The following is a 26,430-nucleotide window of genomic DNA, read 5'->3' as shown; positions in this document are numbered from 1 at the left end:
CCGGCAAACCTGAAATAGAGTTAAGTTTTAAGAAACTCATATAAATTTTTTTGAATTTAGCAAATTAATTAGTTCCGGTATAGCTTTGGAAGCAATTAGCCATATTCTATCAGTCAAAATCTCTCCATAATCATGCACAATTTTATTTCTTAAACCAATAATTTTTGACCATGGAATATCATCATTTTTATTAATAACTTCTTCAGAAATATGATTTGCTGCTTCACCGATAATTTCTATAAGTCTTTCTACAGCTAAACGTTTCACTCTATTTGATAGAAATGAGGCATGATTTTCATCTTTTATAATATCAATAATCTCATTTGAATATGTCAACATATCGTATATATAGCTTTTATCTCTTTCATTAAGCTGCATATAGTATTTCCTTTGTTTTTAAAATATTCTCCCTACGATATGGATTACGCAATCCTTCCGGTTCAACAATATCAACAGGACGTTGTGTAATTTTTTCAAAATACTCTTGAATATCAATTATATCGTATAAAGAAATAGTTTCCGAATTATAAAATTCGATAAGTAAATCTATATCACTATCAGTGTCAAAGTCATCACGAATAGAAGAACCGAAAAACCGATATTTCTTTAATGGAATATTTAGCCGCAATAATTTTTATATCTTTTTCCGAAATATTTATTCCGTTTTTTCTAAGTTTTTCAAAAGCAGACATACTTCCTCCAAGGTACATCTAAAATATACCATACATTTTTATATACATCAATAGAAAAAAATTGTAAAAAGGTTTTACAACTTTGCTTATTTTTTTTCTGCATTCATAATTTTTATCAGCTGATCCTTAAATTCAGGAATGATATTTTTTGCAACATCCCACACAATTTCATAATCAACTGAAAAATAACCATGAATGAGTTTATCTCTCATACCGGCAATATTTCTCCATGGAACTTCTTTATATTTAATTATTACATCAGTTGAAATATTTTTAACGGCTTCTCCGATAATTTCAATACTTCGTGCAAAAGCTCGTTGCGTTTTTTCATCTTTTAAAAATACTTCTTTTGATATGGCCCTTGTTTCAGATTCTAAAAAAAAACAATTTCATCAAAAATATGCTTGAATAACTCTTCATTTGATCGATACATATTCAACCTCATTGAGTATTCTATTACCAATATAAGGACTTAAACTTTCTATGGTTAATAAATCTATTTTTGTATTCAAATTATCTTCCAAGTAATAAACTAAATTTATAAAGTTATTATAATTTTTTTTATCAGCATGGAATTCTACTAATATATCAATATCGCTATTTTTATTTTGTTGATCATGTACATAAGAACCAAAAAGACCTATTTTTTTTACGCCATAGGACTGGAGAATGTTTTTATTATATTCTAAGAAATTAAAAATCTCTTTTTTTTCTTTGGGTTTCATATTGATATTATAATACACATTTTTATATACATCAAGAGAAAAAATTCGCAAAAATTATCATTTTTTTAACTTTTTACTTGACAAACACTATATATAGTGTTAGAATGGCCGATATAAGGAATAGAACGCTAAATAACGCTTTATTCCGAAAGCTGGGAGGAAAAAATGAGAGACATTGAAAAAGTCAATGCAGAAATTGAAGAGGTAAAAAAAGAACTTGAAAATGTTCATGGTACGGGAACTGAGGTTTATGCCAGAATCGTAGGCTACTACCGGTCGGTCCGCAACTGGAACAAAGGAAAACGGGAAGAATATAACCATAGGCTTATGTTCTCTTCCGAAAACGAAAGGATTGGAAAAACTCTGTCCGGCTGTGATTGCCCGCCCATCAGCGGCTCCTTAAATTTTTCAAGTTCGGAAAACCTTTCAGAAAAAAAAGAACAAATAGCCTAATGCTTGCAGGTTTACAAAAAACCACCTTAGTTAATTTTCCCCGCCGCGTCGCAGCGGCGGTTTTTTTGCCCGGCTGCAATATGCGATGCCCCTACTGCCACAATGCAGAGCTCGCCCTAGCCTCGCCTTCTTCCTTTAATGCAAATCCTGAAAGCTCCAACGATTATTATGAGCTTAGCGAAATCTATACATTTTTAGAAAGAAGGAAAAACCTTATTTCAGGCCTTGTAATATCAGGGGGGGAGCCCTTCATGTCCCCGGCCTTGTTCGAGCTAATCGAAAGAGCAAAGTCCTTAAACCTTGCAGTCAAAATAGACACAAACGGCCTTTTTCCGGAACGCATAGAAGAGATTTTAAGCTCTCCCAATCTTAAACCTGACATGATAGCCATCGACCTAAAGACTTCACCTGAAAGGTACGGGGAACTTTTAGCCTCAAAAACCGCTTCAGCCGCAGAAAAAGCAAAAACAGCACTTCTAAAAACCCTAGATATTCTAAAATCAAATACCGAAAAAACGGAAGTAGAATATAGAACCGTTTTGGCTCCATCCCTCGTATCTGAAGATGAAATAAAAAAAATAGCCTCCATCCTGCCCAAAACTGCAAGATGGAGACTAGCCCAATTTGTACCGGGAGCCTGTCTAGCCCCTGAATGGAACTCGGTAGAGCCCTACCCTCTCTCCCAAGCTCAAGCCTTTACAGCCACTGCAAAAAGCCTTATCCCCGATACGGAATTACGCTAACACTAATTCTTAACTACATTGTTTTTGATCAATCCATCGGTTTCTGCCTTGTCGGTTCTAAGCCAATATTGGCTGCGTCCTATGCCGAGACCGATTTCTCCGCGCATTTCAAGGGTATCGGTTTTAAATTTTTTACCGTCAGCCTTGTGAAATTTTATTTTGCAATAGTAATACTTGCCATCACCCGGATCAATGATATAGCCCTTATGCCATGAACCGGCTTCTTTTTTTACAAGATTGTAAATAAAAGGCGTGCCTACGAGCGGCATTTCGTTTACCTTTCCGGCTTTAGGAAAACCTTTATAGGATTCTTTACAAGAAGACGCAAGCTCCTTAGGATCATGTCCTACTGTAACAAGCATTTCTCCAAACAATTTTCCGTCTTTTTCATAAATGTTCCAGACGCCGGTAACCTCATTGGTTTTTTCATCCACGCTTTTCCATAAACCGGTAGCCGGATCTTCGGAAAAGCCCATAGCCAAAATACACATAAAAAATAAAGTAATCAAAATTATTTTTTTCATATTTTACCTCCAAATATATTCAATTTTTATAGGATCAAAGCACCTATTAAGCCGCCAATCAATAATGGAATATTAAAGTGTAAAAATGTAGGAATACATGTATCCCAAATATGATTATGCTGACGGTCCGTAATCAGACCGCTTGTAGGGCCCAATGTAACATCAGAAGATGGAGAACCCGCATCGCCCAGAGCAGCGGCTGTTCCGACAAGACAGGCGATCGCAAGAGGACTGAAACCTAATTTTATGCCTAAAGGAACATATAAGGCGGCAATTATCGGAACACTGCCAAAACAGGTTCCTATTCCCATAGTAATGAGTAAGCCTATCAACAACATTAAAAGAGCCATAATAAATTTACCGGTTCCGAATACGGCAACAGTATCGGAAACAAGTGTTTCTATACTACCTGTTGCAATCATAATCTTTGAAAAACCTCCTGCAGCAAGCATTATAAAAGCAATACCGCCCATAATTCTCATACTATAGTGCATTCTTTCATTTGATCGGCGTACATCAGCTGTAGCGGTTCCAAGCAAAACCGTTATACTTGCTATGCAGCCCCATACCATTGAACCGGTAATTACCTGAACTACACATAAAATAATAATCGAAGCAAGAGATAACCATTCTTTTCTTCCAAATTTTACTTCAACTTCCATATCAAATTCAAAGCCTTGCTGATCATAGCTACGGGGTTTACGGTAAGAAATAAAAATAGAAACAAGCCAGCCTACTATAAGGAAGAATGCCGGTACGAGCATAGCCTTCCAAACATCGTTTACTTTAAAATTAAGGCCGTTTTGCACCATCGCATTAGCTATAATCGTATGAAAGACCAGACCGAAACCTATAGGAAAAATCAAATACGGCCATATTAAAGAAAAAGTCAAACTAAAAAGTCAAACTGCATGCCACGGCGCGTCTGTCAAGCCTCATACTGTTCATAATAACCAAAAGGAGAGGAAGGACTAGAGGTATCCAAGAAATATGTATCGGAATTAATGATTCAGACACAATACCGATTAGGGTTATCAAAAATAAAAGCAAAACCTTTTTACCTTTTAAATTCTTATAAAATTTTAAGGCAATAAAGTCAACAAGAAAGGTCTCATTAATTGCAGCAGCAATAATACCAAGTAAGGCGTAGGAAAGTACTATCTCGGCATTATCTCCCATTCCTAAAACCATAGCATTCATTATCTCGGAAGGGCTCAAACCGCCCACATATCCGCCCAATACGGCAGAAAGAATGATCGAGACTAAAATATTTACTTGGAATAAACATAAGACAATCATAGCAACAACAGAAAGGATCAAGGGATTTATCATTAATCAAACTCCATATAAGTAATTATGTGCACATACTATCATATATTTCAAAATTTGTCAAAATTTTTTATAAAAAAATTCATATTTATACTTGACATAATATTATATTTTATATAATATATAACCATAAATAATATACTAAACAGTATTATATAATATCGGATATAGCAAGGAGGTTAATGGGATGATTTTTTCGATAAATACGGGCTTGCTTGAAGCCTGCGTTCTAGCCCTTTTAAAAGACTCGGATTCTTACGGCTACAAATTAACGCAGGATGTCAAAAGCCTTCTTCCAATATCGGAATCTACCTTATACCCTGTTCTAAAAAAGACTGCAAACAAGCGGATATTTGGAAACCTACGATCAGCCTATCGACGGGCGGAACCGTAAGTACTATAAAATAACGCCTGCAGGATTAAGGCAGCATGAACTCTACATTGAAGAATGGAAGTCCTATAAGGAACTGATAGACAAAATTTTTAAGGGAACAGCCATTTAGGAGATTAAAGATGACAAAGGACCAATTTTTAACGGAACTTAATTCTTATCTTTCGGTTTTAAAACCTGAAGACAGAAAAAATACGATCGAGTTTTATGAAGAATACTTTGAAGATGCCGAAAACGAAGAAGCAGCAATTGAAGAACTTGGAGCACCTAAAAAACTTGCAGAGGAGATTATAGATTTTCATAAAACCTCATATAGGGGTGAAAACACTCAAGTCTCCCAGCAGTTTTCTCCCGATGAAAGCATTTCGGAAATTATTTTAAACATAACAGCCGCAAAAGTTTTAATAAATGCTTCTCAAGAAGAAAAAATTGAGTATACTACTCAAAATATTGCGGATGATGATTTTTCGGCAAAGATTGAAAACGGAAAACTTATAATAAAGGAAAAGCCCGTTTTCTTTTTCAGCAAAAAAGGCTTTGCTTCCTTTTTGGAAAATTTTAACATAAACACCTCTTTTAATGCAAGCAAAAGAGAAATCCTCATAAACATTCCCAAAGATACTCATATTGAAAAACTCGAATTTAATTCCCAGATGGGTTCTTTAAAAATAGAAGAAGTAAATGTAGAAGTTATTGAAGGCTACACAACATGCGGAAATTTTGTAGTAAAAAGCGGTCTACACAAAAAAATAGATTTCAATACTTCTGCAGGTGCTATAAATATAAGCGATATTGATATTGAAACTATGAAGCTTTCTTCTTCAGCAGGTGCTATAAAATTTGAAAACATAAAAGCCGGTAATATTTCCGCATCGACAGGGGCAGGAACAATTGACTTTATAAAAACCGAAAGCTCCTACATCAATGCAAATTCGGGAGCCGGAAATATAACGGGAAATGAATTAAAATCGGATAGAGGGAAATTCAATACGGGGGCGGGAACGAATAAATTCCAAAAATGTGATTTTAATGAAGTTATACTAAACACCGGAGCAGGAAGCATAATATTCCAAGGAAATCTGCATGACTATGCTAAAATTAATTCTGCCATAGGTTCAGTGGATCTTAATTTACCTGATAAAGTAGAAAATTACGATATAAATATTTTTTCCAAACAAGGCAGTGTAAAACTAAATGGGAAAAATATTGAAGGACGAGGAGATAGGCTTAACCTCGGAAGTACTGCTTCAGATACCAATATAAAGATCAGCACTGCTTTCGGAAAAATTAAAATAACCACTCGGGAAGGAGAATAAAATGAAAAGAAGAGAATTCATTGAAGAGCTTGAAGACAGGCTTCGGCATCTGCCCTATAAGGATAGAAAGGAAGCAATTAAATTCTATGAAGAATATTTTGATGAGGCTGGAAGTGAAAATGAGCAAACGGTAATAGACGAGCTTAGAAGCCCTGCCCACATTGCTTCAAAAATTCTTTCGGACTATGCAATAAAAGAAGCCGAAGGAGCAAGAAAATCTGCAAGGGGAGGTTTAAGAGCCTTATGGTTTACAATCCTCGGAATCTTTGCAGCTCCGATTGCAATACCCTTGGCCGTAATTCTTACCGTAGTAATAGTTCTTCTATGCGTAGGACTTTGCGTTGCCTCTATTGCCCTTGTTTTCGGCGGCGGTATATTGGCAGTATTCGCTTTCGGTATGCTTTTTGTAGACTTCGGTACGGGCATTCTTTTAATAGGAGCTATTTTAATAGCCATAGGTTTTACCAGACTTTTATACCTTTTTGTTACTGCGATTATAAGAAAAATATCGCAGCTGGTAAAAAAAATTTAATTTATGGAGGGGCGATAAATAGCTCGGCAGAAATTCTGCCTCACTATTTATCTTCGAGTTTTGTGCTTCGCACAAAACATACTTTATGGAGGGAAAAATGTTAATTGCTTTTTTAATTATTGTTTTTGTTTTCGGGATTATTGCTGCAGTCTTCGGGATTGTAGGGGGAATTTTAGCTCTTGCTTTTAAACTGGTCTTTTGGCTGATACCGGTTTTATTTGCAGGTGCAATCGTTCTGGGTATTCCGGCTTTAATAATACTTGCGATTATTAAATTATTAAGATAATCGATAAACGGTTCACACAAAACATCATTAAGGGGATTTATATGAATAAAATAGGAAAGACAATTTTAATTATTCTTTTGGGACTTATGCTTATCGGCATAGGTTATAGTTTAGGCGGAAGATTTTTTTATAAATCTAGACGTAAAATTCGTGAACGAAATTTTATTGACAGAACGTATAATAAAATTATGTCGGCGGCCGAGAGTATGGAAGACGGCATAGAAGATATGGAAAACGACCTGGAATCTTGGGGGGATGATATGAACGAGTATTTTGGAGATGAGTACGAAAAGGCTGAAACAATCAGCTTGGATGGAATTAAGAATTTTTTTCTTAAGGCAGAAGTCGGAGAGGTAAAAATAGAAATAAGCGATCGCGCTGATGAAGCCTCATATAAAATTCAACGGATTAATCCTAAGTATTTCGATGTAGAAAAAAAAGGAGACACAATCAGTTTTGAAGACAACACTCCTTCAAAGTTTTTTAAAAATCTTGGTTTTAATTTTAAAAATAATTCGCCTAAAATATATATCAGCCTGCCGCGGAATATTGTATTTAATAATTTTGAAATAAAGAGCGGAGTCGGAGAACTCGATATTCACGATATCAATGTAGAAAAATTTAATCTTTCAGCAGGAGTCGGTGAAGTAAATATTTATGATGCAAAGATTTCAAAGGATGCCGAAATCAAAGCCGGAGTCGGAGAAGTAAACTTTAAGGATTCGACAGTAACCAATATGGATATAAAATCCGGCGTCGGCTCATTTAGCTTTTCGGGTACGGCCCTGGGTAAGACCTCAGTCAAGGGTGGAATAGGCGAAGTTGATCTTAAAATAAATGGTTCCGAAAAAGATTATAATTTTGATGTAAGTGCAGGTTTAGGAGAGGTTATAATAAACGGTAAAAAATCAAAAACATTTTTAGCCGATAGGCAAAAAAGCGGTTCAATCGCCCAAAATTCAATTACCGTCAAAGGCGGAATAGGTTCGGTAAGAATCAGGTTTAAGGATTAAATCGTATATTGCTTTTCGTTCGAAGCTGTGCTGCGGTTACACTTCGCTGCAAAAGCATTTGTTTAAAACTTTATTCGTATTAAAGAACCTCTAAAAAGCTGAATTTTTTAGAGGTTCTCAATTCCTTCAGCAAAGACTATTTCACGCTCTTCAGCACGCTGTACAGCTATATCTGTTTCATAATCATATTCGGCTAATAACATATTCAATACCTCCTCTTTTACAAATATACGGGTATCTACTGCGTCGCGCGGATGGCGGTAGTTTCACAAATACTTTCGATTTCTTCTTTGGCAAGGCCTGTAGCTTCTGCTATATTCTCAATTGACAGTCCTAAGCGGAATAAATTCCTTGCTGTTTCGATGGCTTTTTGGTACGCCCCATCGGAAAAACCTTGTTGTATTCCTTGTTGTATGCCAATCCTTAGACTTTCTTCTCTTTGTACTGCAATATCCGTATCATAATCGTATTCGGCTACTAACATATTGATTACCTCCCGTGATTTTCTCTGTAAATATTCTTTTAAGATGTCTTTTTCTATACATATCTTTACCGCATTGGTAAAGCCGTTTTCTGGGTCGAGTTGTGTTTGATTTCTTACCTCTTCAACAAAGAGGCTGTATTCTTCAAGCGGCTTGCAGGTTGTTAGGATTTTGTTTGCCTTACCAGTATTGATGTTTAAAACCTGCACTGTTAATTCCAGCAGCACTTGTTCAGGTTTTGTGATGAACGCATCAGATAGCTTTAATGTTGTATTTTCAGGATAGTCTTCCTTACCATTGTAAAAAACATAGAATTCCGGTGTAGGTATTTTAGATAATTTTTTTAAATATCTGTCAGTAGGTGCTTGCAACTTTTCATAGAGCCTTGCTATGTATTCTAAAAAACGCAAAGGCATATTCTCGTTTATAGTGGATTGGTGTTCGGCAAGAACAATAATCTTATTGTCTACAAGGCAGGAAACATCATTTATTATGTTCATGTACATAACATTGTCAAGCCTTATATTTTCTACAGGGCAAGACAGTTGTAGATTTGTGCCGTGCAAGGCATTATAAAGCGATAAAAAGTTTTCTTTTGCCTTTTCATCTTCACTGAAAAGGTCAACGAATACTGAATCTTTATATTTTCTATTTAAAGTACTCATAACGCCCCCTTAGATAATTTTATTATACCATATATTAAAGGATTTTAAAAGCCTTAGCAACACTATAAAACTATTGTCTTTTTCAACTCAAAGCTACGATTGAGCGTCTAAAAAGTTCTTCTTCGTTTTTAAGAGGATCGGAACCTGCGGCCTTCATTTCTTCGGCTATTTTTTCGACTTGGAAGATTACGGATTTTCGTTCAAAGCCCATTTCGGTTAAAGCCGTAACGATGTCTTCATATTCGCAAGAAACGGAAGCCTGCCCCTTTGAGGAAACCTCGTTTAGATTGGTAAGTTTTCCTTTTAAGGCAAGAATCATTTTTTGGGCAGTCTTTTTGCCAACTCCGGGAGCTTTTTGAAGGGTGTCAAGGTCGCCTTCCTCCAAGGCTTTTTCAAGGGATGAGGAATTAAGCCCCGACATTATCTTTAAGGCTTGACGGGGCCCTACCCCCTCAACCTTTGTAAGATCCAAAAACAAGGAGCGTTCTGCCTGATTGGGAAAACCGAAAAGCCTCATCTGGTCTTCCCTGTGATAGAGCCATGTATAAACCTTTACCTCTTTTCCGACAGAGCCTAAGGCATCGAGAGCCAAGGCCGAAACAAAGATTTCCCACTCAATACCTGAATTTTCAACATAGACGGAATCGGTTGTTTTTCCGCTTAAAATTCCTGAAATGCTGTTAAACATAAGCCCGTACCTCCCCTACATCTCCTAAATTTATTTTTGTAATGGCAGCAGCCAAGGCATCGGCCGCATGGTCAGGTCTAGGAATTTCCTTTAGACCTAAAATCAATTTTACGGCTTCCTGTACCTGCCTTTTTTCGGCATGAGCAATACCCGTTACGGCTTTTTTAATGGAATTGGGAGCATACTCTCCTACCCTCACCCCCCCTTGAGCCAGAGCCAAAAGAACCACGCCGCGGGCTTCCGAAACGGACATTGCACTCGTTGCATTTTTTGCAAAATATAAGGTTTCGATTCCGGCCTCCTTAGGCCTGTATTTTTCAATAAGAGCCGAAACCCTATCGAAAATTTTTAAAAGCCTCATCCCTTGGCATAAATTAGGTTCGGTACTTATTGAGCCGTATTCTATACACTCAAAGCGGTTATTTGAAAAACTTATAATTCCATAGCCCGTATTTGCCAAACCCGGATCAATCCCTATAACACAGGGGCGGAGATTTTTTTTGCCTGAAGCTGCTTTTAAAATACCCATTTAAAATTCCTTAAAGCCATGTTTAAACTTCCTCAAACCCTCTCCGAAAGAAGGGGCTCGGGATAAAGTTCTTTTATCGTTTCCTTTTGAGAAAGAGCCGAATCGGAAGCCAAGACTACGGAAGAAAGGGAATCCCTTTGAACCGATAATTTTTTTGCACAATTACGCAAATCCTCAGCCGTAGTTTCCAGCATCTTTTCAACGACTTCTTTTTTTTCGGAATATGAAATACCCGAAAGAAGATCCCTAAAAGCTGCCGCCCCTCGTCCTGCAGGAGTCATCGGGATAATCTCCTTGCTGTATCTTCCCGTAATAAGCTTTTCTATCATCTCTTCCGAAAAGTCTTGGGTAAATGTCTCGTCTATCGAGTTTAAAAATTCGGAAAGAGAATTTATCGGGTTCGGATCCCTGTAGGAAACAAAGACTAAAAGTTCTTCCAAGGACATAGGAACGGTAAAGGCACCGTAGGCTCCTCCTATGCTTCTTATCTTTTCCCACATCGGGCCGCTTGAAAGCCATTTACACAGGATTAACTGTGAGGCTTGCTCCTTTGAACCGAAAGCTGCCGCCTTAAAAACCGAAACTGCAAAACCTACTTGAAGAGAAGCCGGAATAAGCTCCAACCTCTTTTTTTCAGAAGGCTTAAATTTAAAGGGATTTTCAAAGACAATCTTATCGGTTTTATCGGGAGCCTTAAAGCCTTTTAAGTTTTTTTCAAAGGCTGTTTTTAAAGCAGCCAGATTTTCTTTTGTACCGGTAACTTCAATAATCAAACCTGATTTTATAATCGATTTATATACGGCACTTAATTTGTTTGATAATTTATTCAATTCTAAATCAGCGTTTTCGGAGTCGGCTTTTTTAGAATTATCTTCCCTAACTTTTAAATAAAGCTCCCTCAAAAATTTAAGCTGACTTAATCCCGAAAGCATCTCCCTCCGTGCATTTTTTTCGGACAGGGGTGCACTGGCCCTAAGAAGAGCGAGGCTGTTTCCGTCAAGAGCGAGGAGACTTTCAAAATCGTTTTTCCTCTGGGTTACCAAATCGTTTAAGCGTTTTTTATCGTCAAAAGAAATTTCGTTTAAAAACTGCAAGACAAAGCAGACAGCTTCAGGAATCAATTCGCCGAGTACCTTTCCCGAAATAAAAAGCCAATCCCTTCCGGCTATATCGGAGAGCCTTATCTTATCCGCATTTTTATATAAAGAAAGATTTTTGTTTGCCGTAAAAACGCCGGCACTTGCCGAAAAGCCTCCAAGTAAATTTGCAAGCCTGGAAGAAACCTCGCTCCATACAAGGTTTTCAGTTCCCATGCCTGTAAGACAACTTGAAAGAAGGGGCAGATATTTATAATCTTCTTCGCTTAAACCGTCTACAGGAAAGGCTAATTGAAAATAACCTATCCCGTTTGTAGGCTGCTCATGCATAACAAGGGGAACATTTCCGATAAAGGCGATTTCTTCATCTATCGGAGGAGGAAGAGGAGGCAGGTCTTTCTTTGAAAGATGAGGAATAAGAGCAAGCATTTCAGGGGAATCGCTTTTTTGTTTAAACTCGTTCATCTTCTCCTGCTCTTTGAGCATGGCCCTGCGAGCATCCTCAGTTAAACCTGCATTAAAATTTTCAGCCCTTTTTTCCAGACTTTCGTCCAAGCGTTTACAAAAATCCGCATCGGGGTAAACTCTTACAAGGGCATGATGTTTATTCTTTATTAAATACTTTTCAATCAGTTTTTCGATGTACCTCTTATCGGAGGCAAGGTCTTTTTTTACCTTTTCAAAAACGGGAGTGTATTGAAGAGTTTTTTCGGGACTTACCCCGTATGTCCAGCCTGCCATAGCACGCTCCATCAGGTTAATGCCGAAGGGCCCGTAGTTTCTTCTTATTTCTCTGTTGCTAAAATCTATGGAATGAACAGCCGTTTCAATCTCTTTAGGGTCGATTCCTTTTTTTACAAGCTCTTCAAGAGCACTAAGAATCAGCTTTTTAAAATCCTCATGCGTTTCCTTTTTAATTCCCTTCATTCCTATTGTGAGGGTGATATTTCTAAGGCTCTTTCCTATGCCGTTATAAGGATAAAGGTCTTCCCCTATTCCCGATTCCAATAAAACCTTATTTAAGCAGGCTCCGCTGTGCCCGATTAAAACCTCTCCTATAAGATAGGCCTGCATAAGTTTTTCGGTATCCGAAGTTTCGGGGAGGAGCCAGTTAAGCATTACGGAATCCTTAGTCATCTCCTCGGCGGAAGCAGTATCACCGGCCGGGGCTGGACCGCCGGCGGGGGCTGGTACCGAAAAGAAGCGGGGCTCGGCATAGGGCTCAATCGGCGGCACAAAGGGAGGCTTTTCGGCAGCTTCAAATTTAGAAAGAAATTTTTCTTCTAAAAATTTCATCTGCTTTTCGGTCGGAATATTTCCCATTAAAAAAATTCGGCAGTTTACGGGATGATAGTATTTTTTGTGAAAGGCCTTATATTCTTCATAAGTTAAATCGGGAATCTCCAAGGGAGAGCCGCCCGAATCCTTGGCATAGATGCTTCCCTGGCAAATAGAAGCTGCTGCCCAATCATACATTACCCCGTCAAAGTCGGAATAATTAGCTCTCATCTCGTTTAAGACAACTCCCTGAACGCTCATCTTTCCGTTTTCATCCAGTTCAAAGCGGTGTCCTTCCTGCTTAAAAGCCCATTCGTCAAGATTGGGAAAGAAGACAGCATCTCCGTAAACCGACATAAGGTTAAAATAATCGGCCTCAACCAAGGAGCTTGCAGGATAGACTGTCTTATCGGGATAGGTCATGGCATTTAAAAAGGTATTAACGCTCTGCTTTGCCAAAACCATAAAGGGGTCTTTAAGCGGATAGTTTTTAGAGCCGCATAAAACCGTGTGCTCGATAATATGAGCTACCCCCGTCGAAGTGGGAGAGCTCGTCATAAAATTATATGAAAAAAAATTTTCATCGTCATCGTTTAAAATGTGATAAAGTTCAAGTCCCGTCTTTTTATGCCTTGCATAAATGCCTACGGCATTAAATTCGGGTAAAGGATTTTTGCTTATAATTTCAAAGCCGTGAATAAGAGTGCTCATAAGGTCTTCCTAAGTTAGATTAAAATCAGCCTTATTTTAAGGAAAAGAGGAGAAATTGTAAAGTATACCCGAATTTCAACCTTGTACTGCAACCGGATAGCCGTTTTGTCTGGCCCATCTCAAAATTCTGTTTACCGTATATTCGTTTGCAGAGCTTCCTATTTTTTTTAACCATGAAGCATTATCAATATCTATTGAAACCGATAAAGCCGATTGATTTTTAAAATGACCTTTTTCCCATTGTTCTTTTGTGATTTCAGGTATATCCGATAAATCAATACCGTGCTTTTTTATATTTATATTGTTTTTTTCGTTATCCCATTCGAAACGGCCTGAAGATTCTGTCATGCTCTACCCTTGATTGTATTTTACCTCCTTAAAAAGCATATGTCAAGGCATAATCTAGCTGTTCTCAATAATTACAAAGTTTCGCCGATCCCTAGATTTCAGTCACCTATTTTCGATTTTAAATTTTCAAGTTCTTTTTCTTTTGTTTGAGTTTCGGCATCAAGGGTTTGATTGCTATCTTCAAGTTCTAAGCGTTTTGCTTGTATTTCTTTTAATTCGGTTTCTATATACTCTTCCAATGACATAGTATCTCCGCCAAGGCCGGAATCAAACCTGATTTCTTTTTTTAAAGGGCTTAAAATAAGTTTTATAAAATTTTAGGCCAATTTTAAAACGGCATCATTCATAAAATTCGTTTCAAGGCCCTGACTTAAACGGGTTTGGTATTCTTGTTCACATAGATCTGCATATTGATTTGCCTTTTTTACCTCGGATTGGCCGTTTAAGATATTATATGTTTTAATATTGTTTTTTATATCAACCCGCCTTATTTCGGCAACTTCTTTTACATGCTTGTTTTTACTTGCTCCTAAAAATTTAGGCTGAATATCCTTTATCCAAAGAATATTCGGAAAATCCTTTGATACGGTAATTTTAATTTTTTTTAAATCGACACCGAATTTTGCATCGATATCGTGGCTTAAAATGACAAGCCCTTCATCATAGTATTGATCGGCCTTTAAACCCATTCCGGTCGAAATACTGCTTAACTGTTTTCGATACAAGGTGGTCTGTTTTAAATTTGCTTCCAATAATCCAAGCTCCAATATTTCCTTAAAACTTTGCATGTTCAGTTGAGTATTTTGTAAAACTCTTAAACTGTTTTCTAAGCCGCTTATTTCGATTGATTGTTTTTGCATGTTTATTTTATTGTCAAGAATTTCTTTTTCCTTTTCTTTTAATTCTTGATTTGCTGCAAGAAGTTTTATCTGAGCTTTGCGTGCCTCAATTTCGGCAAGTTGACTGTCAGTTACCTCGTTAACTACCTTTTTATTTACAAAAGAATTAAATGCCGTCATCAGCGGAATCATTAGAATACAGGATAAGGCAGTTGACAATACTATTGCAAGCACAGCATTTATTTTTCTTAATTTTGTACTTGCAAAAAAGAGCACAAGAACAATGCCGATGATACATGCCGCCATGACAAAAAAAGACATAGTCATGCTGACCTTATCCTGCACCCTATAAAAAAACATCGATACACTCATTAAAAAGTTTTCCATAAAGGTTACCTATCTAATCTTTTCTAAACAGTCTATAAAATAAGAGCAGAATATTATACCAAATATAACCGAAAAAAGTAAATATTCTAAAAGGATTTTTAAGCACGGGAATTATAAAATCCCACCCGGAATTAAAAAGTTTTTCGGAGGGGCGTTTTTTAAATTTGGAAAAAATATCGATTAGGTTTGCATAGCGGATAAAGATTCCGGAATTAAAATGCTCCTTATTGCGGTAAATCCACTTTCTCCCGCCGGGGACACCCTTTCCTATAATGACTACGGAAGGAGCTGCCTTTGAAATAGCCGAAATAATATGGGGCTCCATCGATTTATGATAGTAACCGGCAAAGCGTCCAACCAAGCGCAGCCCGGGAAATGTGCTTCTAACGTTTTTTTCGGCGATAAGAAGACTTTCCTGCCGGCCTCCGAAAAGATAGAGACTTTTATAATGGGAATCTATTACGTTTAGAAAATCTATAACTACCGAAAACTGCTGTCTTCTTACCGGAATATCTTTTTTTAAAAAGCGGGCACCGCGTATCAAGCTTTTTGAAACCGGTAAACAAAGAGCCGCTTCTTCAACCATATTTCTAAACTCTCCGTTGCGGCGTGCTCTAAGAACATCCCACAGAGTCATAAAGATAATCTGCTGCGGCCCTTCTTTATTTAAAAGAGACATCACGGTTTCTTCTATATCTTCTTCATGTAAAACATCAAGCGGAACATTTAAAAAATTAATTCTTTTTACAGCCACCTTTTTCCTCCATTATAACCTGAGCGGCCGCAATCGAATAAATTGCAGCCGTTTCGGCACGGAGCACATTTGTATTAAAATGCACTTCTTCAAATTTATGTTCTTTTAAAAATTCAATTTCTTTAGAACCTATGCCGCCCTCGCAGCCTATAGCGAGCACTATCACCTCGGTCTCGGCCGATAAGCAGTCAAAAAAGCTAAATGAGCCTACCTTTTTTTCGCTCAGCATTATAAAAGCGGTTTTCCTGTTTAACGTATACTCCAAAACCGAATCCAAAGCCGCCTTCAATTCTTGGGCAGGAAGAATCTTGGTATTTACAACGGAACCTGACTGCTGTCTTGCCTCCCTGATAATACGCTCGCGCCTTTCGGTTTGATTTATGTTTCCTTTTTTTATAACAGAGAATTCTCCCAAAACAGGAACAATGAGCGAACAGCCGGCTTCTGCAGCCTGCCTCACTGCAATATCCATGTGATTTCCCTTTATAAGCCATTGCATTAAAATAATTTCTGCACGGGGTTTATAAGGTTCGGCATCTAAGTCAACTTCTTCCTTTAAAAGCTTAAGCTCTATATATTTTTTTTCGGTATTAATTTTAAAAACTTCAGCCGAGGCAGGCTTAACTCCATTTAAAGAAACTTTTAAGACCTGCCCTTCTTTAATTCTCCGCACGGAAACAAGATAGTTATAATCTTTTTTATCGAGCCGGATTATATCCTTATCCGGCCCTGCGGAAACAATCAGCTGCTTCATTATTTTTTATCTTCGGTTTTTGCCTTTTCTTCAGTTCGAGCTTTTTCTTCTTCCTGCATCTCAAAAAGAGTCTTCGTAGTTTTACAAAGAGCATTTACATCCTTTGTTCTTAAAAGATTTATTGCTGCCTGCAGCTGCTCATCATCTTCATCTATAACGGGACTTTCGTGAGAGCGGTAGTATTCAACTTTTACAAGACTTAAAATCAGCTCATGTCTTACATTGTATTCTTTACCAAGCTTTTTAGAAAAATCTACCATTTTATTTTTTGAAATAGAAGGCTTGCCCCTTGTAAAGTTTGCAATCTTAGAAGTCTTTAAAAGCTCAAGCACGCTCTTTTCTTCATCAGGTGTAAAACTAGGCCTTGTAACTTCCAAGTCGGGAAGGATTCCCTGCTTATTTATATTTGCCCCGCTAGGAGAATAGTATCTTGCTATTGTAAGCTTCACAAGCTCCTTTTCACTAAGCTGAACGACGCTTTGCACCAAGCCCTTGCCGTAAGAGCGGGTTCCTACAAGATAGGCTCTCTTATGATCCTTTAAGGCTCCTGCCACAATTTCGGAAGCGCTTGCAGAGCCTTCATTTATGAGAACAACTATGGGCATATCTTTAGGAAGTTTTTTTACAAATCGGCGGACATTATAAGTTTCGCTTGTGTTGCGGGCTCTTCCCTTTGTAGAAACCACTACGCCAGATTCTAAAAATATACTCGCTACATCAATAGAGCTTGTAATCAAACCTCCGGGATTATTCTTTAAATCAAAGATCAGCTTTGTACAGCCTTCTTCTTGTAATTTTTCTATAGCCTCGGTTATGCGTTTTGCCGAATTAGGGTTAAATTCTATCAAACGGATATAGGCAATATCTTTTCCGATTTTTGTATACTTTATGGTAGGAACTTCAATTATGGCTCGTGTCAGCGTAAGATCAAACTTTAGGTTTTTTCCTCTAAGAACTTTTATTGTAACCTGAGTACCTTCTTTTCCACGAAGCATATTTAAAACATCTTCTTGGGTAATATCTTCGGTTTTTACTCCGTCTATTTCGATAATATAGTCTCCCGGTTGAAGTCCTGCCCTCCAGCCAGGAGTTCCTTCTATAGGGCTTGCAACTTCGACATAGGCAGGACGCTCAGGGGTAGACACATTTGCTTTTGTAATATGAACACCTATACCTCCAAAAACACCGGTTGTAGTATCCTCCAAATCATGACCTACCGTTGTATCTCTAAAAATATAAGATGTATAAGGGTCTTGAAGAGAATTAAGCATCCCTTCCATAGCTCCCTTATATAAAAGAGACGGATCTATTTCATCTACATAATTTTCTTGAAGAAGCTTGTACACGGATTCAAGATATCTTAAATTTACATCGGCGTTATTTGTATCGGATTCCGAATTCGATGTTGCAGGAGCCCTTTGCGGCATAAAAAATATAGCAGCCAACAAAAGAGCTAAAAAGATAATAGTATTTATCCAAGTTATTCTTTTATTCATCTTTCTATTTTGAACTATATTGTAGATTTGTCAATAGGGTAACAAATTTTTAATTTTAATTAATGTGCCTGTAGCACAAAGCCATAATTTATGATATAATCTCTTTCAGTTTTTTTAACTGCGGAGGATAAAATGCCTAAGATTGAAGTAAATGAATCCCTTTTTTTTAATATGCTCGGAGCAGAACTTGAAGCAGAGCTCGGCGCAAAGCAGAATTACGACAAACTTGAAGAAATTTTAACATCAGCCAAGGCAGAACTTGACGAAAAACCGGATACCTCGCTTCCTGAAAAAGAGCGCATAATTAAGATAGAATTAAACGATACAAATCGTCCCGACCTTTGGTCTACGGCAGGCCTTGCAAGGCTTTTACGCATCCATGCAGGAGGAAAATCAAATACAAAAAGCTATCAAAGCTTCCTTTCATCAAAGGAAAAAACGCAAGACTCAGACGAGCGCAGGCTTAAGGTCTCGCCGGAGCTTAAAGAAATCCGCCCCTTTGCGGCAGGCTTTGTAATTTCGGGTAAGCCTATAGACGAGCTCATGCTTGCCGATATAATCCAAACACAGGAAAAACTTTGCCGCAACTTCGGAAGAAAAGGAAAAACCGTTTCTATGGGCGTTTACCGCTCAAAGCTTATAAAATGGCCAATCGAATATACGGCAGTAGATCCCGACAAAACCGAGTTTACTCCGCTCGATATGGAAAAGCCTCTTTTATGCCGCAAAATCCTAAAGGAACACCCCAAGGGAATCGAGTATGCCTCATTGCTTGAAGACAAAAAGCTTTTCCCTCTTTTGAAGGATGCAAACGGAGAAGTCCTTTCGATGCCTCCCGTTATAAACAGTGCTAAGATAGGGGCAGTCCAAGCAGGAGACACCGATCTTTTTGTAGAATTTACCGGCACGGATATGACGAGCATTTTGCTTTCAGCAAATATAGTCGCATGCGACTTTGCCGACTGCGGATATACGATTCTACCCGTTAAAATAGAGCATCCTTATGAAACAGGATACGGAAAAACCGTTACTACCCCGTTTTATTTTCAAGAAAATGCAGAAACTTCAGTGGAAGCCGTCAACAAGCTTCTAGGATCCTCTTTTAAGGCGGAAGAAATTGCCGAGGCCCTAAAACGCATGGACTCGGAAACCGAAATTTCGGGAAATAAGATTAGGCTGAAACCATCCCCCTACCGCAACGATTTTCTTCATGAAGTGGACATAATCGAAGACGTAATGATGGGGAAAACCGTTAATTTCTTTACGCCCGAAACACCCAACGAATTTACAATCGGACGACTTTTGCCTGCAACAATGCTAAGCCGAAAAATAAAAGGGCTTATGACAGGCATGGGCTATCAGGAAATGATTTTTAACTATTTGGGCTCCAAAAAAGACTATATTGAAAGAATGTGTATAGATGAAGCTTCGGTTATCGAGATTTCAAACCCGATGTCCGAAAACTATCAGTTTGTACGCAACTCCATTCTCCCCTCTCTTTTAAATGCCGAGATGGGTTCTGCAAATGCAGTCTATCCCCACAAAATATTCGAGACCGGAAAGATAGCCTTTTTTGACGGCACCGACTCCACAGGCACAAGGACGGCCCAAAGCCTAGGCTTTTTAACTGCAGAACAAAATGCCAACTTTAACACGGCAGCAAGCGAGGCGGCAAACCTCTTATACTACCTCGGAATAGAATACAAGGTTTGCGAAACCGACGACCCCCGCTTTATTCCGGGCAGGCAGGCAGGCCTTCTTTACAATGGAGAACAAATAGGCATATTCGGGGAAGTGCATCCTCAGGTTTTGGAAAACTGGGATATAAACATTCCCTGCTTTGCAGGAGAATTAAATATCGAAAAAATTTTGAAGAGGCAAAACTAAAACCTTTTTATGAAAAATAAGCTGATTAAGGCCATTCGAACAATCGCTGATTTTGATCTTAATCTTTTTAATGAGCTTAATTTAGGACTTGAACTTCAAGATTTTACCGAGCCATGTTTAACCGACTCGGAGATATACTCCCTTTTAAACGAATACGAAAAAAAACTGCCCTATTTAAAAGGAATGAAATCCATGCACGGCAGCTTTATCGATTTAAATATAGCTTCTTTTAATAGGGACATAGCCGCTTACAGCAGAAAAATGTACAAGAGGGATTTATTTTTTGCAAAGCTCTTGAACCTTGATTTTATAATTTTTCATACCCAGATTATGCCTTGGTTTAAAGAAGATTTTAAATTCGATTTGTTCTTAAAAAGCAATGCGGAATTTTTTAACGAGGCCGTAGAAAATTCGGGCTTTAAGGGCTGTGTGGTTTTAGAAAACGTCTGCGAAAAGGACAGCCGCCTCACTGCAAAACTTATAGAAGCCGTCGCCCTGCCTCAGGTAAAATTAAACCTCGATTGGGGACATGCCCTAGTTTCAGGCGAAAAAATCGAAAGCTGGTTTTCCAATAATCAAAAACACATAGCCTACATGCATCTCCATTCCAATGACGGAAAAAGCGATCTACACAACCCCGTTTCAAAGGAAGACTTTATAAAGCTGTCTAATCTGTTAGAAAAATACGGGCTCAACTGTCCTATCTGTTTGGAATATTGGGACATCGATATAAAAAAAGAGATGGAAAGGATGGCCTTATTTTAAAATCAATAAATTTTAAAATAAACCGATTTTACAAATCTACTCTACCTGAAAAATAAAAGAAGCACTTTTTTCGTTTCCGCTCTTATCAAAGGCGGTAATTATAAGCTCAATCTTTCCTGAAGGCAAATTTATTTTTCCTAAATGTATACCTCCGTCTTTTTGATATAAAAGGGATAGAGAGGTCTTTTTATCTTTTATATAAAGATATTTTCCGTCGGAACTTAAAACTTCAAATGGAAGATCGGCTATGTTCATTCCATTTATAGAAACCGTAATCCGAAAAGGTGCAAGGCTGGGACCGTCTTTTTCTATAAAATCATAAACCGAAGAATAAATATCATAGGAACCTTGTTTTATTTTTTTTATATTTTCCAAATTTATCTGCTGATTATCGGCACTTACTAAAACCGTATTTTGAATTTGAGGCAATATTTTTTCTTCGATCTCAGGCATAAACAAAAGGGGGTTTATTAAAACATTATTGCGGACATCCACAACCTGAAAAATTAAAGAGTTTTCTTCCGTCCATGCCGAATTTCCGGTATGCCCGATTATTGAGCCTGATTCGGTTGCTTCTCTTGAGGTAAAAACATTTGTATCTTTAAGATTTCCATAAATAGTTTGAAGTCCTTCATCATCTATAAAGATAAGGGCATTTCCCAAAGTACTGGGAAAAAATCCGGAACCGTTTTTTTCTTCAATACTTATTAAGTGTTTACCATGACCCGCCGCCCTAACAATATCCGCATCAGTAAATACTACAGACTGAGAAAATACTTTACCATTGCTGTCTCTTTGACCGAATAAGCGCGAAAGAGATGGAATTTCGACGGGCCACTCAAAAGCGTAAGAATTAAAAAGCAGCACAAAAAAGAAAAATTTATATATATTTTTTTTCATTTAAAGCCCCCTTATTTCAAATGCGGCAATCTTATCATCCGTACCTATGTAAATTTTATTTTCTTTTTGAATTAAAAAAGCATTTTTAGAATTAAACTTCGTTTTTCCCAGCATAAAATCAGGCGGATCGATTAAAAGGAGAGAACATTCTCTTTCTTTTTGAACCAAAACTGTAAGAAGATTTTTTTTACTTTGAATTCCCATACCTATTATAAAGCCGTCTTCTTTGATAAGAGAAAGCTTTAGATTTTTACAGTCTATTATCCCTATACCGCCTGCAGACTCAAAAACGGCAAAATCCCCCGATTCATCAAATGAAGCAAAGGCCTGTCTTCTCAAATCTTTTTCAAAGGAAGAATGAAATACTATTTTATGCTGATGTGCCAGCACATTTATAAGTAGAACCCTTTGCTTGTTAAGCCCGCACAAACACAAAACCTGTTTTCCGTCTTCCGAGATTGCAGCCCCCATTATTGCCTGATAGGTACTGCCCCCGGGATAAAAACTAAAAAGGCTCTTACCGGCAGAGTCAAGGCAGACTAAAAGTCCGTCCGAATAACCTATAACGCAGCCTGCCTTAGATGATTGAAATGCCGTGATAGGAGAGGTATGTGTATAAGTCCAAAGCTTTTTACCGGTGTTGTCATATTGAGAAAGGGAAGAACCTTCAGGCTCAAACAAAAAGATTCTATCTTTATCAATGTAAACATATCCCGGCTCATTAATGCGCAAAAAAGGCTTCTTTAAATCGAATTCATCAGGTTTATAAATATCTGTAAAAAGGGCTTTTTGGGGATATAGTGTCCAAGCATAAAAAGAAGAACTGAATCTTTCATCCGCAGTTTCGGCCCTCAAAATTTTACCGTCTTCGGTAAAATATCCGAACGAGTTACCCAAAGAAAAAGGAATAGGAGTTTTTCCTTCAAATTTTTGTTTAAGAGCATCGGCAGAAACACTCTTCTCCTCTAAATAAATTTGATCATTTTGAGCCCTCGGTATTGGAGATGCCCACTCAGGCATAAGATAAACATTTTCCCTCATGGGAACAGCCGCTGCAAAAATATATATAACAAGAAGAATTATTACACCAATAAAAATAAATTTATTTTTTCCTTTAAATAACATAGAAAACATGATATACTACTTTTATGGAAATTTCAAGTCAGTTAGAAAATTTATTCAAAACAGCCCTTGAAGCTGCAAAAAATGCCTATGCACCCTACTCCAATTTTCATGTAGGTGCGGCTCTTTTATTGGAAGACGGTTCGATTGTAACGGGCGTAAACATAGAAAACCGATCTTATGGCCTTACAAACTGTGCAGAGCGTACTGCAATATTTAAAGCGGTTTCTGAAGGAAAAACAGATTTTAAGGCAATCGCCATCGCAACGCCCGATGCGGACTATCCCGTAAGCCCCTGCGGAGCCTGCAGGCAGGTTATTTCGGAATTTATGGGCGGAGATACGCCGGTAATCTTCGGCTCCTCGCTTGATAATGTAGTGCTGACGGATGTTAAAGGAATCTATCCCTTTGATGCCCTGCACGAATTAAAAAATGACCCGTAGACGATTCGAACGTCCGACCTGCTGCTTAGGAGGCAGCCGCTCTATCCAACTGAGCTAACGGATCAACTAAAGCGGATTATACTCAAAAAGCCCTAAAAGTTCAATACGGCAATTTAAAAATAATTATATTTTTTTTGCAATTCGGCAAGATAGCGGCTTAGAGCATTTTCCAAGAACAGAAGCTCCCATAATCCACAAAAATACCGGCACAAAGAGTACTGTTTTTACATAATTTTTCTTCATACATCAATTCTCCCGATAAGTAATTTTTAATTGGTAATTTGTAATGTGTAATTTTCTTAAATTACCAATTATCCATTACCAATTAATTAATCGCTTCCACTTCTTCTTTACTGAGGCCGGTCGCTTGCATTATCTTTATAAAATCACGCAGTGGAACATATTTCGCTTTTGGAAATGACCGTATTATATTCGCTACGGCATTTGTATCGGTGAATCCTTTACCGGACTTCATCATCGCATAATTCCATTCTCTAATATTATGAATGTCTTCTGCGGTAAAATTACCGCTTACGGTCGGTTTATTCATCGGCTCCTCCTATAAGCATTGACGGGCAGTATATTTTTATTTCAGGCAGATTTTTTATGTTTGTTATCCGCTTTATACCGTCAATTGTTTTATCATTGACAATGTGTTTAAAATTCCATGATACGATTATATTGCATTGAGCCATTATCGCCGTTGCTATATGTCGGCAATCGTCAAAACTTTTTTCTTTCAAAATGCCCGCATCGATAAATTCTTTTGACAGCTCATCAACATCATTTTCTATTTGGACAACCGTCATTTCAATTTTCCGCAGCTCATTTAACATATAAGTTCGTTTCGGTTCGGGGCACTGTTCTATTTCTTTGATTGTTAAATCGGAAATGATAACATCATAAGTGTTATTTTTTATATCGTCCCACAACAGCACCGTGTCGTGCATTTTTTCAGGTGAGTCTTCAGCTTTGAGAAAGCTGATCACTGATGTATCAAGGTATATCCGCTGCTTCATAGTTTATTATACCACAGGTTAAAGGATTTTAAAAGAGCAGTTTTTTTAATTTAACCGCAAGGGGCACTAAGAGCGCAAAGGAATTTAAGGAGAGCTTTGTTTGAAGTATTGTTTACTTTCCTCTTTGCGAACTTTGCGGCCTTAGCGGTTTTTTTAATTTAACCGCTTTTACCTCTTGGGCAAAAAGAACGGAAGCTCCCATAATCCATAAAAACACCGGCACACAGAGTACATACTTTTTCCTCATACATCAATTATACATTATCAATTAATCGAATTCGTCTTTATTCCACCGCACTTTATGGAGCTATGCCTCCGTACTGTCGGGAGCTATGTAGATAGACGGTCTATCATTCACTTAACCTGCAAAAAGGCTTGTCCTTGTTGTCAGCGTTGAAGCGGGTGTTAGTTTATTTTCTTATTTATGATAATGTGTGCCGCACTGAACAATATATAATTTATTATCTTCAACTTTATATACAAGCCGGTTTGCCATATCTATTCTTCTGCTCCAATACCCCGATAACTCATACTTTAATGGTTCAGGTTGTCCTTTTCCCTTATCAACTCCATTTCTTTCAATATCTTTAATTAAATCATGGGTAGCTTTTATCAATTTTTGTTGATGTTTATTAAAAAATTCGCAGTAATCGTTCCATGCAATATCAGACCAAACTTTTACCATCAACAAGATTCCTTCAATTCATGGATTTGACCTTTTCCACTTTCAATCTGATCTATACTATTACGCAAATATTTCATATTTTCTTCTGAATAAACATACGGATCATTAGACGCTTTCAAAGCAAAGGGCAGTCCATTTTCCCGAATGGTAGCCTTTACAAAAGAGTTTATCGCCGAAGAAATGTTAATGCCCATAGAATCGCATATCCGCTCAAAAGTTATTTTATCATCATGTGTAATTTTTGCTGATATTGTAGTCATTTTTAACACCTCTTACTACATTATACTGTATGAGCTTATAAAAATCAATTATCGCCTGCCTATTAAAAATTTAATTTATTATTTTTAATATCGGTTTCACTCTAAAACTCGATTCTTATCATTTTTTTAGAACTATACATATAAATTTTAATTATTTAATAGGTCGAATATCAACTGTTTTTCTTTTAATAATTTTAGCAGCCGTTTGCGGTGTTACACCGCGATTACCCATTACCAATTATCCATTACCCACTAGAATTAAATCTCAACCCCGGGCCAGCTTCCATTCCACTTATACATCTTCCACTTCTTGTTATTTTTAGCATTATTAAAGGCAGTTTTCAGTGCCTCAGGTGTGTTAAAGTCCGTGTGATTGCCTTCGCTAACGCCGGATTCTTCGGTGTAAAGAATACACTCCCCATTATCACTATCCTGCCGAACCGGTAAATCGGTAAAGAGCTTTTTAAATGCGTCTGCATTAAGCTGATTGTTGCAGCAGTCTAGCGTTCGCAAAGCGGTTAAGCCCTGTACATTAAGTGCGGTAAGTTGATTGTTAGAGCAGATCAGCCTTTGCAAAGCACTTAAGTCTTGTATGTCAAGAGCGGTAAGCTGATTCTCCCAGCAGTGCAGCTCTTTCAAAGCGATTAAGCCCTGCACGTTAAGAGCGGTAAGCTGATTGTGACTTTTTCATACATCAATTCTCCCGATAAGTAATTTTTAATTGGTAATTTGTAATGTGTAATTTTCTTAAATTACCCATTATCCATTACCAATTAATTAATCGCTTCCACTTCTTCTTTACTGAGGCCGGTCATCGGTATACCGTTGAGCGATGAGCAATTTCGATGACGGTAATAATCAGCTTATCGTCACGGATGCGGCACAAAATGCGGTAGTCTCCGACGCGGTATCGCCATAGACCTGAAAGATTTGAAGTAAGTGCTTTACCGCGGGAACGAGGATTATCAAGTAAGGCAATTTCACTCATATATTTTTTGATTCGGCTTTGTATCGGCTTATTAAGCCGTGAAAATTGTTTGCTCGCTGCCGGAGCATATTCTACTTTCATTTTAAGTTATAGTCCAAGTTCTTTATACAGAACGTCGGCAGGTATTGCAGCTTCCCCACTTTTTTCAAAGTCATTCCATGCTTTTTCGGCAAGCAGAGCATCTTCGGCATCTTCCTGCAATTCGGCAAGATAGCGGCTTAGGGCATTTTCCAAGACGGTATCTTTAGCCGCTCCGGTAATTTTTGCCGCCCGTTCCAATGCTTGATACACTTTATTTGTCATAGTCATTGTATACATAACAAGCCTCC

The 26,430-nt window shown here is 37.7% G+C and carries 32 protein-coding genes, 1 tRNA gene and 4 pseudogenes; 10 read left to right on the top strand and 27 right to left on the bottom strand.

Annotated features, from left to right (window positions below):
- Nucleotides 1-36: 36 nt before the first annotated feature.
- The 4 genes and pseudogenes from E4N78_RS05620 to E4N78_RS05605 form a co-directional block, all read right to left on the bottom strand.
- Nucleotides 37-378 carry a HepT-like ribonuclease domain-containing protein gene (locus E4N78_RS05620; RefSeq protein WP_255812054.1) on the bottom strand — a complete coding sequence of 114 codons (342 nt, stop codon included), beginning with the start codon at nucleotides 376-378 and terminating at the stop codon, nucleotides 37-39.
- Nucleotides 368-692, bottom strand: a pseudogene (locus E4N78_RS05615) (nucleotidyltransferase family protein). The gene E4N78_RS05620 and the pseudogene E4N78_RS05615 overlap by 11 nt, the downstream one beginning before the upstream one ends.
- A gap of 86 nt (nucleotides 693-778) precedes the next feature.
- Nucleotides 779-1,125, bottom strand: a pseudogene (locus tag E4N78_RS05610) (HepT-like ribonuclease domain-containing protein).
- Entirely contained in the window at nucleotides 1,109-1,417 is a 309-nt protein-coding gene (locus tag E4N78_RS05605; RefSeq protein WP_255812052.1) for a nucleotidyltransferase family protein, read from the bottom strand. Before E4N78_RS05605 ends, E4N78_RS05610 begins: the two are co-directional and overlap by 17 nt.
- Nucleotides 1,418-1,582: 165 nt before the next feature.
- Here E4N78_RS05605 and nrdD point away from each other — a divergent pair, with 165 nt between their 5' ends.
- Entirely contained in the window at nucleotides 1,583-1,870 is a 288-nt protein-coding gene (gene nrdD / locus E4N78_RS05600; protein WP_147625270.1) for an anaerobic ribonucleoside-triphosphate reductase, read from the top strand.
- Complete coding sequence (locus E4N78_RS05595; RefSeq protein ID WP_255812051.1) at nucleotides 1,870-2,613, top strand: anaerobic ribonucleoside-triphosphate reductase activating protein; 744 nt, start codon at nucleotides 1,870-1,872, stop codon at nucleotides 2,611-2,613. Before nrdD ends, E4N78_RS05595 begins: the two co-directional genes overlap by 1 nt.
- A gap of 2 nt (nucleotides 2,614-2,615) precedes the next feature.
- Here the strand turns inward: E4N78_RS05595 and E4N78_RS05590 are convergent, their stop codons facing one another.
- Genes E4N78_RS05590 through E4N78_RS05580 form a run of 3 tightly spaced genes read right to left on the bottom strand, consistent with a single transcriptional unit; the run spans nucleotide 2,616 to nucleotide 4,469 of the window.
- Entirely contained in the window at nucleotides 2,616-3,137 is a 522-nt protein-coding gene (locus tag E4N78_RS05590; protein WP_255812050.1) for a DUF2147 domain-containing protein, read from the bottom strand.
- A gap of 26 nt (nucleotides 3,138-3,163) precedes the next feature.
- Nucleotides 3,164-4,003, bottom strand: coding sequence for a Na+/H+ antiporter NhaC family protein (locus E4N78_RS05585; RefSeq protein ID WP_255812049.1), 840 nt, complete (start codon nucleotides 4,001-4,003; stop codon nucleotides 3,164-3,166).
- 28 nt (nucleotides 4,004-4,031) lie between these two features.
- On the bottom strand, nucleotides 4,032-4,469 hold the full coding sequence (locus E4N78_RS05580) for a transporter permease (RefSeq protein ID WP_255812048.1): 438 nt from the start codon (nucleotides 4,467-4,469) through the stop codon (nucleotides 4,032-4,034).
- A 184-nt stretch (nucleotides 4,470-4,653) separates the two neighbouring features.
- On the opposite strand from E4N78_RS05580, the pseudogene E4N78_RS05575 reads away from it, so the two are divergent.
- The 5 genes and pseudogenes from E4N78_RS05575 (at nucleotide 4,654) to E4N78_RS05555 (ending at nucleotide 8,004) form a co-directional block, all read left to right on the top strand.
- Nucleotides 4,654-4,969, top strand: a pseudogene (locus E4N78_RS05575) (PadR family transcriptional regulator).
- Nucleotides 4,970-4,979: 10 nt separating this feature from the next.
- Complete coding sequence (locus E4N78_RS05570) at nucleotides 4,980-6,173, top strand: DUF4097 family beta strand repeat-containing protein (protein WP_255812047.1); 1,194 nt, start codon at nucleotides 4,980-4,982, stop codon at nucleotides 6,171-6,173.
- 1 nt (nucleotide 6,174) lies between these two features.
- Nucleotides 6,175-6,705, top strand: coding sequence for a DUF1700 domain-containing protein (locus E4N78_RS05565; RefSeq protein WP_010690371.1), 531 nt, complete (start codon nucleotides 6,175-6,177; stop codon nucleotides 6,703-6,705).
- A gap of 97 nt (nucleotides 6,706-6,802) precedes the next feature.
- Entirely contained in the window at nucleotides 6,803-6,991 is a 189-nt protein-coding gene (locus E4N78_RS05560; protein ID WP_002675061.1) for a hypothetical protein, read from the top strand.
- 41 nt (nucleotides 6,992-7,032) lie between these two features.
- Nucleotides 7,033-8,004, top strand: coding sequence for a DUF4097 family beta strand repeat-containing protein (locus E4N78_RS05555; protein WP_255812046.1), 972 nt, complete (start codon nucleotides 7,033-7,035; stop codon nucleotides 8,002-8,004).
- Between the two features lie 238 nt (nucleotides 8,005-8,242).
- Here the strand turns inward: E4N78_RS05555 and E4N78_RS05550 are convergent, their stop codons facing one another.
- From E4N78_RS05550 to E4N78_RS05505, 9 genes and pseudogenes are all read right to left on the bottom strand, one after another.
- Nucleotides 8,243-9,151, bottom strand: a complete 909-nt coding sequence (locus E4N78_RS05550; RefSeq protein ID WP_255812045.1) for an Rpn family recombination-promoting nuclease/putative transposase — start codon at nucleotides 9,149-9,151, stop codon at nucleotides 8,243-8,245.
- An 82-nt stretch (nucleotides 9,152-9,233) separates the two neighbouring features.
- The gene (gene ruvA / locus E4N78_RS05545) at nucleotides 9,234-9,839 is read right to left on the bottom strand and encodes a Holliday junction branch migration protein RuvA (RefSeq protein ID WP_255812044.1); all 606 of its coding nucleotides are present in this window, start codon (nucleotides 9,837-9,839) and stop codon (nucleotides 9,234-9,236) included.
- Nucleotides 9,832-10,368: a crossover junction endodeoxyribonuclease RuvC gene (gene ruvC, locus E4N78_RS05540; protein WP_255812042.1), complete on the bottom strand. Its 537-nt coding sequence runs from the start codon at nucleotides 10,366-10,368 to the stop codon at nucleotides 9,832-9,834. The genes ruvA and ruvC overlap by 8 nt, the downstream gene beginning before the upstream one ends.
- 32 nt (nucleotides 10,369-10,400) lie before the next feature.
- A complete protein-coding gene (locus E4N78_RS05535) occupies nucleotides 10,401-13,454 on the bottom strand; it encodes an insulinase family protein (protein ID WP_255812041.1) in 3,054 nt (1,017 codons plus the stop codon).
- A gap of 75 nt (nucleotides 13,455-13,529) precedes the next feature.
- Nucleotides 13,530-13,802, bottom strand: a complete 273-nt coding sequence (locus E4N78_RS05530) for a BrnT family toxin (RefSeq protein WP_255812039.1) — start codon at nucleotides 13,800-13,802, stop codon at nucleotides 13,530-13,532.
- A 98-nt stretch (nucleotides 13,803-13,900) separates the two neighbouring features.
- Nucleotides 13,901-15,028, bottom strand: a pseudogene (locus tag E4N78_RS05520) (hypothetical protein).
- Nucleotides 15,029-15,041: 13 nt separating this feature from the next.
- The gene (locus E4N78_RS05515) at nucleotides 15,042-15,782 is read right to left on the bottom strand and encodes a WecB/TagA/CpsF family glycosyltransferase (protein WP_255812036.1); all 741 of its coding nucleotides are present in this window, start codon (nucleotides 15,780-15,782) and stop codon (nucleotides 15,042-15,044) included.
- Nucleotides 15,763-16,536, bottom strand: coding sequence for a 16S rRNA (uracil(1498)-N(3))-methyltransferase (locus E4N78_RS05510; RefSeq protein ID WP_255812035.1), 774 nt, complete (start codon nucleotides 16,534-16,536; stop codon nucleotides 15,763-15,765). The genes E4N78_RS05515 and E4N78_RS05510 overlap by 20 nt, the downstream gene beginning before the upstream one ends.
- Entirely contained in the window at nucleotides 16,536-18,032 is a 1,497-nt protein-coding gene (locus tag E4N78_RS05505) for a S41 family peptidase (protein ID WP_255812034.1), read from the bottom strand. The genes E4N78_RS05510 and E4N78_RS05505 overlap by 1 nt, the downstream gene beginning before the upstream one ends.
- Before the next feature lie 132 nt (nucleotides 18,033-18,164).
- Between E4N78_RS05505 and pheT the strand changes: the two genes are divergently transcribed.
- On the top strand, nucleotides 18,165-19,919 hold the full coding sequence (pheT, locus tag E4N78_RS05500; RefSeq protein WP_255812033.1) for a phenylalanine--tRNA ligase subunit beta: 1,755 nt from the start codon (nucleotides 18,165-18,167) through the stop codon (nucleotides 19,917-19,919).
- 9 nt (nucleotides 19,920-19,928) lie between these two features.
- Nucleotides 19,929-20,684, top strand: coding sequence for a sugar phosphate isomerase/epimerase family protein (locus E4N78_RS05495; RefSeq protein ID WP_255812032.1), 756 nt, complete (start codon nucleotides 19,929-19,931; stop codon nucleotides 20,682-20,684).
- 36 nt (nucleotides 20,685-20,720) lie between these two features.
- On the opposite strand, the gene E4N78_RS05490 is transcribed toward E4N78_RS05495, so the two are convergent.
- Entirely contained in the window at nucleotides 20,721-21,584 is an 864-nt protein-coding gene (locus E4N78_RS05490) for a M23 family metallopeptidase (protein WP_255812031.1), read from the bottom strand.
- Nucleotides 21,585-22,709, bottom strand: a complete 1,125-nt coding sequence (locus E4N78_RS05485; RefSeq protein ID WP_255812030.1) for a hypothetical protein — start codon at nucleotides 22,707-22,709, stop codon at nucleotides 21,585-21,587. It lies immediately after the preceding gene.
- Between the two features lie 23 nt (nucleotides 22,710-22,732).
- On the opposite strand from E4N78_RS05485, the gene E4N78_RS05480 reads away from it, so the two are divergent.
- Nucleotides 22,733-23,149 carry a cytidine deaminase gene (locus E4N78_RS05480; protein WP_255812029.1) on the top strand — a complete coding sequence of 139 codons (417 nt, stop codon included), beginning with the start codon at nucleotides 22,733-22,735 and terminating at the stop codon, nucleotides 23,147-23,149.
- Here the strand turns inward: E4N78_RS05480 and E4N78_RS05475 are convergent.
- The 9 genes from E4N78_RS05475 to E4N78_RS05435 all read right to left on the bottom strand — a co-directional run bounded on the left by E4N78_RS05475 (nucleotide 23,140) and on the right by E4N78_RS05435 (nucleotide 26,419).
- Nucleotides 23,140-23,213: transfer RNA gene (locus tag E4N78_RS05475), tRNA-Arg, on the bottom strand. The genes E4N78_RS05480 and E4N78_RS05475 overlap by 10 nt on opposite strands.
- A 261-nt stretch (nucleotides 23,214-23,474) precedes the next feature.
- Nucleotides 23,475-23,699: a hypothetical protein gene (locus tag E4N78_RS05470; RefSeq protein WP_255812028.1), complete on the bottom strand. Its 225-nt coding sequence runs from the start codon at nucleotides 23,697-23,699 to the stop codon at nucleotides 23,475-23,477.
- Complete coding sequence (locus tag E4N78_RS05465) at nucleotides 23,692-24,168, bottom strand: PIN domain-containing protein (protein WP_255812027.1); 477 nt, start codon at nucleotides 24,166-24,168, stop codon at nucleotides 23,692-23,694. The genes E4N78_RS05470 and E4N78_RS05465 overlap by 8 nt, the downstream gene beginning before the upstream one ends.
- 112 nt (nucleotides 24,169-24,280) lie before the next feature.
- On the bottom strand, nucleotides 24,281-24,415 hold the full coding sequence (locus tag E4N78_RS05460) for a hypothetical protein (RefSeq protein ID WP_255812026.1): 135 nt from the start codon (nucleotides 24,413-24,415) through the stop codon (nucleotides 24,281-24,283).
- Between the two features lie 171 nt (nucleotides 24,416-24,586).
- Nucleotides 24,587-24,853 carry a Txe/YoeB family addiction module toxin gene (locus tag E4N78_RS05455; RefSeq protein WP_255812025.1) on the bottom strand — a complete coding sequence of 89 codons (267 nt, stop codon included), beginning with the start codon at nucleotides 24,851-24,853 and terminating at the stop codon, nucleotides 24,587-24,589.
- Nucleotides 24,853-25,113 (bottom strand): type II toxin-antitoxin system RelB/DinJ family antitoxin, encoded by a 261-nt coding sequence (locus tag E4N78_RS05450; protein ID WP_255812024.1) that lies wholly within the window; start codon nucleotides 25,111-25,113, stop codon nucleotides 24,853-24,855. Before E4N78_RS05450 ends, E4N78_RS05455 begins: the two co-directional genes overlap by 1 nt.
- A gap of 258 nt (nucleotides 25,114-25,371) precedes the next feature.
- The gene (locus tag E4N78_RS05445; RefSeq protein ID WP_255812023.1) at nucleotides 25,372-25,752 is read right to left on the bottom strand and encodes a leucine-rich repeat domain-containing protein; all 381 of its coding nucleotides are present in this window, start codon (nucleotides 25,750-25,752) and stop codon (nucleotides 25,372-25,374) included.
- 172 nt (nucleotides 25,753-25,924) lie between these two features.
- Nucleotides 25,925-26,182 carry a type II toxin-antitoxin system RelE family toxin gene (locus tag E4N78_RS05440; protein WP_002688831.1) on the bottom strand — a complete coding sequence of 86 codons (258 nt, stop codon included), beginning with the start codon at nucleotides 26,180-26,182 and terminating at the stop codon, nucleotides 25,925-25,927.
- 6 nt (nucleotides 26,183-26,188) lie between these two features.
- Nucleotides 26,189-26,419 (bottom strand): hypothetical protein, encoded by a 231-nt coding sequence (locus tag E4N78_RS05435; protein ID WP_002688827.1) that lies wholly within the window; start codon nucleotides 26,417-26,419, stop codon nucleotides 26,189-26,191.
- Between the last annotated feature and the right edge of the window lie 11 nt (nucleotides 26,420-26,430).

It is taken from the genome of Treponema denticola, assembly GCF_024400535.1.
In the GTDB taxonomy this organism is placed as follows: domain Bacteria; phylum Spirochaetota; class Spirochaetia; order Treponematales; family Treponemataceae; genus Treponema_B; species Treponema_B denticola_C.
Note: the sequence above shows the minus strand (reverse complement) of the source record. Positions and strands in the feature narration are given on the sequence as shown.